Annotated in this window: 13 protein-coding genes; 7 read left to right on the top strand and 6 right to left on the bottom strand. The window is 66.9% G+C overall.

Going from position 1 to position 12,227, the window contains the following annotated elements:
• Nucleotides 1-6: 6 nt before the first annotated feature.
• Nucleotides 7-867: a TIGR01459 family HAD-type hydrolase gene (locus ACP694_RS00380; RefSeq protein WP_426009426.1), complete on the bottom strand. Its 861-nt coding sequence runs from the start codon at nucleotides 865-867 to the stop codon at nucleotides 7-9.
• A 252-nt stretch (nucleotides 868-1,119) separates the two neighbouring features.
• Between ACP694_RS00380 and ACP694_RS00375 the strand changes: the two genes are divergently transcribed.
• Nucleotides 1,120-2,160 (top strand): NAD(P)-dependent alcohol dehydrogenase, encoded by a 1,041-nt coding sequence (locus tag ACP694_RS00375; protein WP_426009423.1) that lies wholly within the window; start codon nucleotides 1,120-1,122, stop codon nucleotides 2,158-2,160.
• Between the two features lie 57 nt (nucleotides 2,161-2,217).
• Here the strand turns inward: ACP694_RS00375 and ACP694_RS00370 are convergent, their stop codons facing one another.
• From ACP694_RS00370 to ACP694_RS00360, 3 genes are read right to left on the bottom strand one after another with little or no spacing between them, the layout of a single operon-like run.
• Entirely contained in the window at nucleotides 2,218-2,904 is a 687-nt protein-coding gene (locus ACP694_RS00370; protein WP_426009421.1) for a 2OG-Fe(II) oxygenase, read from the bottom strand.
• On the bottom strand, nucleotides 2,901-3,638 hold the full coding sequence (locus tag ACP694_RS00365) for a methylated-DNA--[protein]-cysteine S-methyltransferase (protein WP_426009418.1): 738 nt from the start codon (nucleotides 3,636-3,638) through the stop codon (nucleotides 2,901-2,903). The genes ACP694_RS00370 and ACP694_RS00365 overlap by 4 nt, the downstream gene beginning before the upstream one ends.
• Before the next feature lie 51 nt (nucleotides 3,639-3,689).
• Nucleotides 3,690-4,337, bottom strand: a complete 648-nt coding sequence (locus ACP694_RS00360) for a TetR/AcrR family transcriptional regulator (protein WP_426009415.1) — start codon at nucleotides 4,335-4,337, stop codon at nucleotides 3,690-3,692.
• Between the two features lie 67 nt (nucleotides 4,338-4,404).
• On the opposite strand from ACP694_RS00360, the gene ACP694_RS00355 reads away from it, so the two are divergent.
• On the top strand, nucleotides 4,405-5,028 hold the full coding sequence (locus ACP694_RS00355; RefSeq protein WP_426009413.1) for a glutathione S-transferase N-terminal domain-containing protein: 624 nt from the start codon (nucleotides 4,405-4,407) through the stop codon (nucleotides 5,026-5,028).
• Between the two features lie 181 nt (nucleotides 5,029-5,209).
• The gene (locus tag ACP694_RS00350; RefSeq protein WP_426009410.1) at nucleotides 5,210-5,524 is read left to right on the top strand and encodes a CC_3452 family protein; all 315 of its coding nucleotides are present in this window, start codon (nucleotides 5,210-5,212) and stop codon (nucleotides 5,522-5,524) included.
• A gap of 152 nt (nucleotides 5,525-5,676) precedes the next feature.
• Here ACP694_RS00350 and ACP694_RS00345 read toward each other — a convergent pair whose 3' ends face one another.
• A complete protein-coding gene (locus ACP694_RS00345) occupies nucleotides 5,677-6,144 on the bottom strand; it encodes a GNAT family N-acetyltransferase (RefSeq protein ID WP_426009407.1) in 468 nt (155 codons plus the stop codon).
• 80 nt (nucleotides 6,145-6,224) lie between these two features.
• Here ACP694_RS00345 and ACP694_RS00340 point away from each other — a divergent pair, with 80 nt between their 5' ends.
• The gene (locus ACP694_RS00340; protein ID WP_426009404.1) at nucleotides 6,225-7,817 is read left to right on the top strand and encodes a TonB family protein; all 1,593 of its coding nucleotides are present in this window, start codon (nucleotides 6,225-6,227) and stop codon (nucleotides 7,815-7,817) included.
• A 9-nt stretch (nucleotides 7,818-7,826) separates the two neighbouring features.
• On the opposite strand, the gene ACP694_RS00335 is transcribed toward ACP694_RS00340, so the two are convergent.
• Nucleotides 7,827-9,086, bottom strand: a complete 1,260-nt coding sequence (locus ACP694_RS00335) for an EAL domain-containing protein (protein ID WP_426009401.1) — start codon at nucleotides 9,084-9,086, stop codon at nucleotides 7,827-7,829.
• 324 nt (nucleotides 9,087-9,410) lie between these two features.
• Here ACP694_RS00335 and ACP694_RS00330 point away from each other — a divergent pair, with 324 nt between their 5' ends.
• The 3 genes from ACP694_RS00330 to ACP694_RS00320 all read left to right on the top strand — a co-directional run bounded on the left by ACP694_RS00330 (nucleotide 9,411) and on the right by ACP694_RS00320 (nucleotide 12,223).
• Nucleotides 9,411-10,616 (top strand): saccharopine dehydrogenase C-terminal domain-containing protein, encoded by a 1,206-nt coding sequence (locus tag ACP694_RS00330; RefSeq protein ID WP_426009399.1) that lies wholly within the window; start codon nucleotides 9,411-9,413, stop codon nucleotides 10,614-10,616.
• A 12-nt stretch (nucleotides 10,617-10,628) separates the two neighbouring features.
• Nucleotides 10,629-11,801, top strand: a complete 1,173-nt coding sequence (locus tag ACP694_RS00325; protein WP_426009396.1) for a carboxynorspermidine decarboxylase — start codon at nucleotides 10,629-10,631, stop codon at nucleotides 11,799-11,801.
• 83 nt (nucleotides 11,802-11,884) lie between these two features.
• Entirely contained in the window at nucleotides 11,885-12,223 is a 339-nt protein-coding gene (locus ACP694_RS00320) for a FeoA family protein (protein WP_426009394.1), read from the top strand.
• The last annotated feature ends 4 nt before the right edge of the window (nucleotides 12,224-12,227 follow it).

The following is a 12,227-nucleotide window of genomic DNA, read 5'->3' as shown; positions in this document are numbered from 1 at the left end:
CAGGCTTCACCAGACCAGATCGCCCATGGCGTGCGTGGCGCCGAGGTTTTCAGCCGCCAGCAGGCCCGCCACCTTGGCCGGATCCAGCTTGCCGTCGGCGCCGATCGCCGCCTCGCCATGGATGCCCTTGGCGATGAACAGGCAGGCCAGGCCCTGGTCGTGGGCGCCCTTGACGTCGGTGATCACCCCGTCGCCGATGCACAGCACGCGCGTGCGATCGACCGGTCCGCCCTTCAGGGCTGCGGCTTGCGCCAGGGCCAGGTCGTAGATCGGTGCGAAGGGCTTGCCGGCCATCAGCACTTGCCCGCCCAGGCTCTCATAGAGGTCGGCCAGAGACCCGCCGCAATAGATCAGGCGGTCGCCGCGCTGCACCACCCGGTCGGGATTGGCGCAAATCAGGGTCAGGCCGCGCTCGGCGGCGATCGCCAGGCGGTCCGTATAGTCGCTGGGCGCTTCGTTCTCGTCATCGACCATGCCCGTGACGGCGACGAAGGCGGCGGCCTCGGGGCCGGCGGTCTCCAGGCCCAGGCCTTCATAGAGCGTGGAGTCGCGCTCGGGGCCCACGATCCAGGCCGGGCCAGGGGCGCGTTCGGCCAGCAAGGTCCGCGTCGCATCTCCCGAGGTGACGAAGGCGCTCCAGGCCTCGCGCGGCACGCCCAGGGCGTCCAACTGCTCGACCACGGCGGCCGAGGGCCGAGGCGAGTTGGAGATAAGGATCACCGGCCCGTGGTGGGCGCGCCACTCGACCAAGGCCTTACAGGCCTCGGGATAGCTTTCGACGCCGTTGTGGATCACCCCCCAGACGTCGCACAGCAGCACGTCATAACGGTCGGCGAGTGTGGAGAGGCCAGTGGGCAGATCGGTCATGGACAGGGGCGGTACCGGGCGGGGACAGGTGCGTCAACGGTTGCGGATGTAGGGACGCGGCGGCCCCAAGGCCAGCAGGCCTTCGCCGAAAGGCCAGCCAAGCTTTCCGCGCCGGGTCGAACGGGTCGGCGCGCGCGACAGGATCGTGCATCAGATGGACGGGATCGGCCTAACGCGCAACGGCGAAAGCGTGCAAGACCTTGGTCTGCGATCGCTCCCCAGATCGTGCTCCCGAAAATCGAGGAACTTCCGATGGCCACCGCTAAGGGCTATGCGGCCCAAGCCGCGTCCGACAAGCTTTCCCCCTTCACCTTCGAACGTCGCGAGCCCAACGCCGACGACGTCGTCATCGCCATCAAGCATTGCGGCGTGTGCCACTCCGACATCCACATGGTCGACAACGGCTGGGGCATGAGCGTCTATCCGCTGGTGCCGGGCCACGAGATCACCGGCGTGGTCACCGCCGTCGGCTCCAGCGTCAGCCGGTTCAAGGAAGGCGACCGGGTGGGCGTCGGCTGTTTCGTCGACAGCTGCACCACCTGCGCCCAGCGCGACCTGGACCTGGAGCAGTATATGCCGGGCCTGGTCCAGACCTACAGCAGCCCGCAGCCCGGCAGCGACCTGCCCACCTATGGCGGCTATTCCGATCACATGGTGGTCAAGGAAGGCTATGTCCTGTCGATCCCCGACAACCTGGCGCTCGACGCGGCCGCGCCCCTGCTGTGCGCTGGCATCACGCTCTATTCGCCGCTGCGCCACTGGAACGCCGGCCCCGGCAAGAAGGTCGCCATCCTCGGTCTCGGCGGCTTGGGCCACATGGGCGTCAAGATCGCCCACGCCATGGGGGCCGAGGTGACGGTGCTGAGCCAGACCCTCTCCAAGCAGGACGACGGCCTGAAGATGGGCGCCGATCATTACTACGCGACCAGCGACGCGGCGACCTTCGAAACCCTGGCCGGAACCTTTGACCTGATCATCTGCACGGTCTCGGCGGCGCTGGACTGGGGCGCGTACCTCAACCTGCTGAAGATCGACGGCGCCATGGTGCTGGTCGGCGCGCCGGAAGAACCGGCCCAGCTCAACGCCTTCGCCCTGATCCCCGGACGCCGCACCTTGGCCGGTTCGATGATCGGCTCGATCAAGGAGACCCAGGAGATGCTCGACTTCTGCGGCCAGCACGACATCGTCGCCGACATCGAGACCATCTCGATCGACCAGATCAACGACGCCTATGTCCGCATGCAGAAGAGCGACGTGCGGTATCGGTTCGTGATCGACATGGCGACGCTTTAGGGGCGCGGGTTAGGCATGAGGCTGGGGACAGGCGCATGCGCCTGTCCCCACTCGCAGTCACGTCGCGTCGTGGAAGATCACCCCCAACACCCGCCGGCGGCCGGACCGCACCGTGCTGACGCCGTGGCGCAACACCCGGCGGTGGACGCCGCGTGACCCCTCGGCCGGGCGCTCGCGAACGGCGAAGATCACGCCCTCGCCTTGGCCCAGCGGCACGACCTGGGGCCGGGACTGCTGCCGCGGACGCTGCTCGACCAGCACGAACTCGCCGCCCTCGAAGTCGCGGCCGGGCTCGTCCAGCAGGAAGGCGGCCTGCAGCGGGAAGACGTGTTCTCCATAGAGGTCCTGGTGCAGGCAGTTGTAGTCGCCGGGGCCGTAGGTCAGCAGCAGGGGCGTCGGCCTAGCCTGGCCCGCCGCGTGGCAGCGGGCCAGCATGTCGTCGAGGCTGTCTGGGAAGGTTCGGTCCTCGCCCAGCCGCTGGGCCCAACGGTTGGCGACGGCGGCGAGGGGGCCGTACAGCGCCTGGCGGATCCGCTGCACGGGCGCGGGCAAGGGATAGGAAAAGTACCGATACTCGCCCTGGCCATAGCCGTGGCGCGCCATGACCACCCGGTTGCGAAAGCCGGCCTCCTGATCATAGAGGCCGGCGATCCCGTAGCAGGTTTCCGGTGGCAGCAGCGGGCCGGTCAGGGCCCAGCCCTGGGCGTCCAGATCGGTCGCGATCCGCGTCCAGTCCAGGCTCATGCGGCCTCGCGGGCCAACAGCGCCGCCTTGCGCTCCACCCCCCAGCGATAGCCCGACAGCCCGCCGTCGGCCCGCACCACCCGGTGGCACGGGGTGATCACCGCCAGCGGATTGGCGCCGCAGGCCTGGGCCACGGCCCGGGCGGCGGCCGGCCGGCCGATGCTCCGCGCCACCTGCCCGTAGGACGCCGTGATTCCGGCGGGAATCACCCTCAACGCCGCCCAGACGGCCTGTTGAAGCGGCGTGCCCCGGGCGTCCAGGGTCAGGTCGAGCGCCGGCGCCTTGCCGTCGATCTCGGCGGCGATGGCCGCCAGCTCTGGGCGCAGGCCGTCGGGATCGTGGGTCAGCCTTGCATGGCGGAAGCGGCGATCCAGGTCCGTTGCCAGCAGGTCCGCGTCGTCGCCCAGCGTCACCAGCCGCAGGCCGGCTTCGGAGCAAGCCACCAGGGCCAGGCCCAGGTCGGTGGAAACCGTGGCCCAACGCAAAGTCTCGCGCGGCAGGTCGGGCTTGCAGCGCAGGCAGGCGCGGAAGCCAGCGGCGCGGGCGCTCTCGCGGGTGTCGTGGAATTCGACGTTCTTGCGCAGCGGCCGTCCGGCGCAACTGGCGAGGCAATAGACGCCCGTTGTGCGCACGGCGATGAAGAAGGCGCCTTCCAGGCTGCGGTCGCGGCGGCGCAGGGCCTCCCAGCGCCGATCGTCAGCGGTGGGGTCGGTCGTGGGGATGGAAGCGATCATGTCGAGGTCTCCTTTCGTTGAACAGGAGCATGCGCCTCGACTATCCCGCCGTCATTCCGATGCTTGCGGTCCGCAGATCAGGTCCAGGGTGGCCTTGATCGTGGCGTCCAACTGGGCTCGCGTCTCGCCGGCCCGGGCGCGGACCGACAGGGCGTTGAGCATGCCGCTGGCCACCCGCGCCAGGGCGGCGGCGTCGGCGCCGGGCGGAAGCTCGCCCTTGGCCTCGGCGCGGGCCAGCAACTGTTCGAAGCCGCGATCCAGCTCGTGCAGGCCGTCGGCGACGATCGTCCGCACCGCAGGATCGACCACCGCCTGGCCCAGGCCGGCGCTGATCATGAAGCAGCCGCGCCCACCGACATCGCCCGACAGGTAGCGGCCCAGGGCGGCGTGATAGATTCGCTCCAGGGTCTGGCGCAGCGTGCCGCCGGCTCGGAAGGCCTGCGTCATCGCCGCCCGCGACTGGGCGATATAGGCGTCCATGGCGGCGTGGAACAGCGCCTGCTTGTCGCCGAACGCCCCGTACAGGCTGGGCCGGTTCATGCCGGTGGCGGCGCTCAGATCGTCCAGCGAGGCGCCGGCGAAGCCCTGGTTCCAGAAGGTCGCGGTCGCCTGGCCCAAGGCGACCTCGGGGTCGTAGCCGCGCGGCCGGCCCCGGCCCCGGCGCTTGGCGGGCTCAGCAGGTCCTGATTTTTGTACCATTTCGAATAAAAACCTTGCGTCAATTATTTTTATGCGAAATGGTATGGAAATGCAAATGGAGGATCCGATGGATCTCTACTTCTCTCCGATGTCCTGTTCGATGGCCACCCGGATCGCCGCCTATGAGGCGGGCGCGGAGATTCGATTCCTCAGGGTCGACAACAAGGCGACGCCCAAGCGGGTCGAGGATGGGACGGCGTTTCTGGACATCAACCCGGTGGGCCAGGTGCCGGTGTTGCGCACCGACGACGGCGAACTGATCGTCGAGAACGCGGTCATCCTGCAATATGTCGCCGATCAATTTCCGGCCGCCGGCCTGATCCCCGCCGAAGGCGCCGATCGCCGCAAGGTGCAGAGCTGGCTGAGCTTCATCAGCTCTCAGCTTCACGCCGGGGCGTTTACCGTCCTGCTCCGGCCGACGTCGCCGGACGGCGCCAAGGCCTTCGCCCACGATCGGCTGGCCGACCGCCTGGCGTATCTCGACGCCCACCTGGGCGGCCGAGAGTTCCTGCACGGCAAGTTCAGCGTCGCCGACGCCTATCTGTTCGTGATCCTGAACTGGGCCCAGGCCATTGCGCTGGACCTGGCGCCCTGGCCAGCCCTGGCCGCCTATCGCGGCCGCCTGCAGGCCCGCCCCTCGGTGGCCAAGGCCCTGAGCGACGAGTTGGCCCTCTACAAGGCCGCCGCCTAGGCAAGAGTGGGGACAGGCGCATGCGCCTGTCCCCAGCCGCGTCCCCAACCCCTTCTTTCCACCACCGGAGCTGACGGGGACACACACTCATTCCAGGGACTGAGCCGGGCTGGCCAGGCCTTGGAGTGAGTGTGTGTCCCCAACCGAACCCACCCCCAACCCCATCACCGGAGCTAACCCCATGCGCAGCCTCATCATCGCCGTCGCGGCCCTGGCCGCGACGGGCGGCCCCGCCATGTCTGAAATAAAGCCCCAGAACGCCTGGCTGACCCTCCAGACCCCCACCACCCAGGACCACATCGTGTTCGACGGCGCGGTCTGGCGCTGCAAGGCCGACATCTGCCGCTCGCCCCAGGTCAAGGCCATGCCGCCCATGCGCAGCTGCCGCCGCCTGGTCCGTGAACTGGGACCGATCAGCAGCTTCGGCTTCCGGGGCGTGACGTTCTCGGAGGCGGACTTGGCGGCGTGCAATGGGGTGCTGGTCGCCGGCCGGTGAGCTCAAAAATATCCGCTCATCCCGGCGAATGCCGGGACCCAGATCCCATGCCGATGGGATGATTGGAAGGTCGCGGCGCTCCTGGCGTCAGCCTCAAAACTATTCCATCTGGGTCCCGGCATTCGCCGGGATGAGCGGAATTATTGGTGGCCCTAAACGCTTGCCCGCCAGCAGAACAGCGGACCGTCATCCTCATCCTCCCGTTCGCCTGACCGCGCGAAGCCGTTGGCCTCCAGCACCCGCTGCGACGGCGCGTTGTGGATCGAGGTCTCGGCCGTGACCTCGCTGACGCGGTAGTCGCCCCGCGACCAGTCCAGCAGATCGGCCACCGCACGCCCGGCGATCCCGCGCCGCCGCCGCGAGGCCGCCACGCCATAGCCGATCATCACCGCGCCGCCGACATAGGGCAGGCGCACCATCGAGCACAGGCCGACCACCTCGCCGCCCTCGACGATCAGCCAGGCATTGGGCTCGAAGTTCTCGCCGACCTCGGCCGACAGGCCGCGCAGCATGGCCAATACCTCCGGCGCCTCGACCCCGCCCTCGGCGAGCGTCAGGCCGTCCGGCGCACGGCCAGCGATCAGGGCGGCGAAATGGGCGTCGGTGGCTTCGATGAGCATGGGGGTCCGTAGCTTTGAGCGGCTCGACTTGGGCGAGCTCTAACCTCTAGGTAAGCGCTGCGCATAGCGGGGCGATGATTATGAAGAAATGCCTGGGCATTTTGGCAACGGCCGTCCTGGCCAGCTTGGCTAGTGGGGCGGCCGCTCAGGAAGGTACGGGCGCGCCCAAGCTGAGAGTGCGGATCGACGAGATCCAGTTGTTCTATCCCCCATCCGCCAAGGCTAAGGGCTTGCAAGGCAAAGCGGTTATCGCGTGCACAACGAGTGAACAGGTCATCTGGGCATGTAAGTTAGATTCGGAAGAGCCGACGGGAGAAGGATTCGGAGCTGCCGCACTGGCCTTGGCCAAGCACTATGAGGGCTCGCCTACCGCCAGGGACCAAAGCTCCTCCTATGCCGCCGAGCAAGAGTTTGTCTTCGCCTTGCCCAAGCCAAAGACCGCGCACGTCCGCGGGACGGCGTATCAGCTGCCCCTGCAAGCCGCGGGACCGTCTTTGGACGCTCTCTATGACGCCTGGCCGCGCGCCGCACGATTTGGTGGGACCGAGGGCTCGGCGAAACTATGGTGCACAGTGACACGCGAGGGCCTTCTGCAGGCCTGCACAATTGCCGAGGAGAGCGCGCCGGGTTTAGGTTTCGGCGAGGCGGCTTTGAAGTTGGCCCCGTTGTTTAGGTTTGCGCCGGCCCTTAAGGGCGGGACGCCTGTGGCTATGTCGTTTCCGACCAACATTGTCTTCGAGTGCGACATCCGCTGCCGGCGTTTCGACGAGACGGTGGGGCCGCCACCCCAATGGCTCTCCGCGCCGACGACGGCGGATGTGCGGGCAGCATATCCGCCCGCCGCTCTGGCTCAAGGCCATCAAGGCTATGCTCGACTCGATTGCGCGGTGAGCCGAGCGGGCGGATTGACCGACTGTCGAGCGGTCGCCGAGACCTCGCCGAGCGAAGGATTCGGACGAGCCGCGCTCGGCTTAACCAGCCTTTTTCGCGTGGCGCCGCAAAATTGGGACATTCGCCAAGCTTTCACTGTCGCCTTCGATGGCCTGGTGGGGCGGCCGCGCCGGGTTGGTCAGGTGGCATCGGCTTCGCCCGGAGCCTCAATCAAACCCGCCGGCGTTGCTCAAGGGCAAGCACATTTGCGATGTCGCGTGGCCGTGGCCGGCAAACTTGAGGCCTGTGACCTGATAAAGTCTGTGCCGGCCGATCCTGAAGTCGCGCGCCTAGCCTTGGCGAACCTCCGCCTCATCGCGGTGCAGCCTTGGACGGATGAAGGGCGTTCGACGGTTGGCTCCACCGTTGAACTCCTTCTTTCGACGGGTCCGTTTCCCGCGCCTTCTATCGCCCCGGCCCCGATTGTCTCGCCCACAGTCCCCGCGAAAGTGATTGATTATCGGCCGCTTACCCCGCTGCCGACGAAGGTCGATATCAGCCAATACTATCCCGCTCGCGCTCAGCGCATGGAGGTGGATGGCCGGGTCGTTCTGACGTGTTTAGGTGTGAAGGAGGAGCATCTGGACGGTTGCCAAGTGACCGAGGAGACCCCTGCCGACTATGGCTTCGGCGATGCCGCTATGAAGATGAGCGTAGCTCTTCTCTATAGCCCCGAAGTCATTGACGGCATCCAGGTCGATGCTCCGTTGGTGATGCCGATCAACTTCGACATCCCAGATTAGCCGCTTAACCTAGCGCCCGGCCCGGCGCCTCAGGGCGCCGCGCATGAAGTCTTGCGGCGGGTCGGCCTCGGCCAGGACGGCGTCGCGGATGGCGCGGGGTTCGCCGAACAGGTGGCCTTGGCCATAGCCGATGTCGAGTTCCAGTACGTCAACGACCTGGCGCTCGTGCTCGACCTTCTCGGCGATGATCTCGATGCCATAGCGGCGGGTCAGGCCGGCGAAGTCCTGGGCGTTGAGGTCGGGCAGGGAGGCGATCACCAGCTTGCCGTCCTGCTCTTCCAATTGATCTAGAAGTAGCTGGGCGCCGATCTTCAGGAACTTGACGTCGGCGCGGGCCAGGTCCTGGAAGTCCAGGTCCAGGTCGGTGACCTTGTCGAGGCTGAAGCGGAACCCAAGACTGGCCAGGCGGGCCATGTGGCGGGCCTCGACCGAGCCGCGCTCGTTGAAGGCGGCCTGGCCCAGTTCGAAGATCAGGGCGCCGTGCAGGTCCTTGTTGACCTGGAGGAACTCCAGGAACTGGGCAAAGAAGGCCTCGTCGGCCAGGCTGGGCAGCGAGATGTTGCAGAAAATCCCGACCTTGCGATCCTGCTTGGCCAGGCGGCGGACGATCTGCACGCAGCGGAACAGCAGCAGGTTGTCGATGGCGGCGGTCAGGCCCTCGGGCTCGGCCACGGCCAGATATTCGGCCGGCATCATGATGCGGCCGGTCTCGTCGCGCAGGCGCGAAAAGCTTTCGTAGAAGACCGTGCGGCGCTGGGGCAGGCTGACGACCGGCTGCAGATAGAGGTCGACGCGGTTCTCGGCCAGGGCGTCCTGGACCACTTCGAGCAGGGCGTTGGACTGGGGCGAGCGGCGCTGCGGCTCGGCGCGGGCGACCTCGACCTGATAGGTCAGCTGGTGCTCCAGCCGGTCGCTCATCTGGGCGACGAGGTCTTCCAGCTGGTGGACCTCGCTGGTCAGTTCGGCCGAGCGGCGCTGGGCGTCGTCGACGACGGTTTCCAGCAGGCCGGTGATGCGGGCGTCGATCTTCTCGACCTGTTCCAGCACGATGCCGTGGGCCTCGCGGATGGTCTCGATGTCGACACGCAGCGACGCGCCTTGCAGGGCGCTGGCGATCACGGCGTGAACGGCGAAGCACAGGCCCATGGCGCCGATGAAGGCGGCCAGGCCGACAGACGGCGCCGCGCCCATGCGCCAAAGGGCCAGGGACGTCACCAGAGCCAGACAGAGATAGGCGCCGGTCAGCAGCGCCAGCATCAGCCTTCGCATTCGAAATCCCTACGAATCGTCGCGCTCAGTATGCGAGTCGCGCTGGCCGTGAGTCGAACAGATTAACGCCTTTGGGCCATTACGCCGCGCCTTAACCACAGGGCGCTGTCGTGGATGCGTCGCACATGGTCGTCATCCTTGGAAATGCGCCTGGATCGTCGGGGAAGGCCCTCGCGAGGCGAATTCAGGCGTTAGGGAACGGGGGCGGAGCCAGGTTGCGGGTCCGCCATGGGTGGTTAGCAGGCCTTCGGTCGTGATAAGACCCCCGCCCCCATGACAGGCGGCTATGCTGCCAGAGGTTATTCGGCGTTAGGAGAGGCCCAGATGAGCAGGGTTCTGGTAATCGGTGCAGGCGGCGTGGGTTCTGTCGCCGTCCACAAGATGGCGATGAACGCCGAGATTTTCTCGCACATCACGCTGGCGAGCCGCACCAAGTCCAAGTGCGACGCGATCGCTGAGTCCGTGAAACAGCGCACCGGCGTGGCCATCGACACCGCAGCGCTGGACGCCGACGACGTCGCCGCGACCACGGCGATGATCCAGGCGGTAAAGCCCGCCCTGGTGGTCAATCTGGCCCTGCCCTATCAGGACCTGAACATCATGGACGCCTGCCTGGCGGCCGGGGTGAGCTATCTCGACACCGCCAATTACGAGACGCGCGAAGAGGCCAAGTTCGAATATAGCTGGCAGTGGGCCTATCAAGACCGCTTCAAGGACGCCGGCCTGATGGCCCTGCTGGGCAGCGGCTTCGACCCCGGCGTGACCTCGGTGTTCACCACCTACACCAAGAAGCACCTGCTGGACCGGATCGACACGCTCGACATTCTCGATTGCAACGGCGGCGACACCGGCCTGCCGTTCGCCACCAACTTCAATCCGGAAATCAACATCCGTGAAGTGACCGCGCCCTCGCGCCACTGGGAAAACGGCCAGTGGGTCGAGGGGCCCGCCCTGTCGCACAAGCAGGTCTTCGACTTCGACCAGGTCGGTCCGAAGAACATGTACCTGATGTACCACGAGGAACTGGAGTCGCTGGCCAAGTTCTATCCGGAGATCAGCCGCATCCGCTTCTGGATGACCTTCGGCGACTCCTACCTCAAGCACCTGGACGTGCTGCAGAACGTGGGCATGACGCGGATCGACCCGGTGATGTTCCAGGGCCGCGAGATCATCCCGATCGAGTTCCTGAAAGCCCTGCTGCCCGAGCCCGCCTCGCTGGGCCCGATCACCAAGGGCAAGACCAATATCGGCACCATCGCCACGGGCCAGAAGGACGGCCAGGCCCGCACGGTCTATGTCAACAATGTCTGCGATCACGAGGCAGCCTATGCCGAGACCGGCAACCAAGCGGTCAGCTACACGACCGGCGTACCGGCGATGATCGGCGCGGCCCTGATGCTGACCGGCCAGTGGCAGGGCGCGGGGGTGTTCAACATGGAGCAGCTGGATCCCGACCCGTTCATGGACATGCTGAACCGGCATGGCCTGCCCTGGAAGGTCCAGGACCTGGACGCGCCTCTGGCCTTCTGATCGATCATGGCCATGCAAACCCAAGCCGCCGGTCCAGGAACCTTCGCGCGCTTTGATCTGAGCCGCGTTCCGTCGCCCTGTTTCGTGGTCGACGAGGTGGCGGTGGCGCGCAATCTCGCCACGCTCAAGGATGTCGGGGACAGGTCCGGCGCCAAGGTGCTGCTGGCGCTCAAGGCGTTCTCGATGTGGTCGCTGGCCGATCTGGTGGGCCAATATCTGGACGGCGTCTGCGCCTCGGGCCTGTGGGAGGCGCGGCTGGCGCGGGAGTTCTATTCCGGCCACCTGACCACCTATTCGCCGGCCTACAAGCGCGAGGACCTGCCCGAGATCCTGCGACTGTCGGACTCGGTGATCTTCAACTCGCCCGACCAGATCGTCCGGTTCGCAGACCTGATCGCGGCGGCTCGCGAGCAGGACCAGGTGTTCGACATCGGCCTGCGGCTTAACCCCGAGCACAGCGAGGCGGAGGTCGCCAAGTACGACCCCTGCCAACGGGGCTCGCGGCTGGGCTTTCCGGTGTCGAAGTTGCGCCCGGAACATCTGCAGGGCGTCGACGGCCTGCACATCCACGCTCTGTGCGAGCAGGGTTTCGAGCCGCTGCAGCGGATCTGGGCGTCGCTGGAGCCGAAGCTGGCGGGAGTGCTGGGCGGTCTGAAATGGTTGAACCTGGGCGGCGGCCACCACGTCACGCGCGCCGACTACCGAATCGACGATCTGGTCGGCCTGCTTCGCCAGATCGCCGAACGCCACGGGCTGCAGGTCTATATCGAGCCCGGCGAGGCCATCGCCCTCGACACCGGTATCTTGGTGGGCGAGATCCTCGACGTCTTCGACAACGCCATGCCCGTCGCCATCACCGACATCTCGGCCACCTGCCACATGCCAGACGTCATCGAGGCGCCCTACCGGCCAGCAATGTTGGACGAGCAAGACGACGGGGTCACCGTTCGGCTGGGTGGCCCCTCCTGCCTGGCCGGCGACATCATCGGCGACTATGGCTTCGCCGCGCGGCCGACGCCGGGAACGCGCATCGCCTTCCTCGACCAGGCCCACTATTCGATGGTCAAGACCAACACCTTCAACGGCGTCCCCCTGCCGGCTATCGCGCTGTGGAACAGCGAGACCGACGGCCTGAAACTGGTCCGCCAGTTCGACTATAGCGACTTCCGCGACCGCCTCTCCTGATCGGCGACAATCCGCCGCTCTAATCGGGACATGACAGCGTGACCTAGGACTGATAATCGTTCGCAAGTTTTTGCGGTGCGACCATGTCCGACGTCCTTCACCTCTCTCCCGAAACCTTGGACCGTCCCGCCGCGAGCGGCGCGTCGGCGCTGGGCATGGAGAGGCCGCTCAGCACGGCGTCCAAGGGCCAGGCGGGCGTCATCACCAAGGTCAGCGGCCAGACCGGCGCCCACGAGGCCGTCGATTCGGCCGAGCTGGAACGCCGGCTGCTGGAGATGGGCTTCGTCGAGGGCGCCCTGATCGAGGTACTGCATGAGGGCCTGTTCGGCCGCGACCCCATCGCCGTCCGCATCGACGACATGCGCGTGGCCCTGCGCCGCCGCGAGGCCGCCGCCGTCACCGTCCAGTTCCACGAGGCCTGAGACC

Source organism: Caulobacter sp. DWR2-3-1b2 (genome assembly GCF_049896345.1).
Taxonomy (GTDB): domain Bacteria; phylum Pseudomonadota; class Alphaproteobacteria; order Caulobacterales; family Caulobacteraceae; genus Caulobacter.
This window is presented reverse-complemented; position numbering and strand designations above follow the sequence as displayed.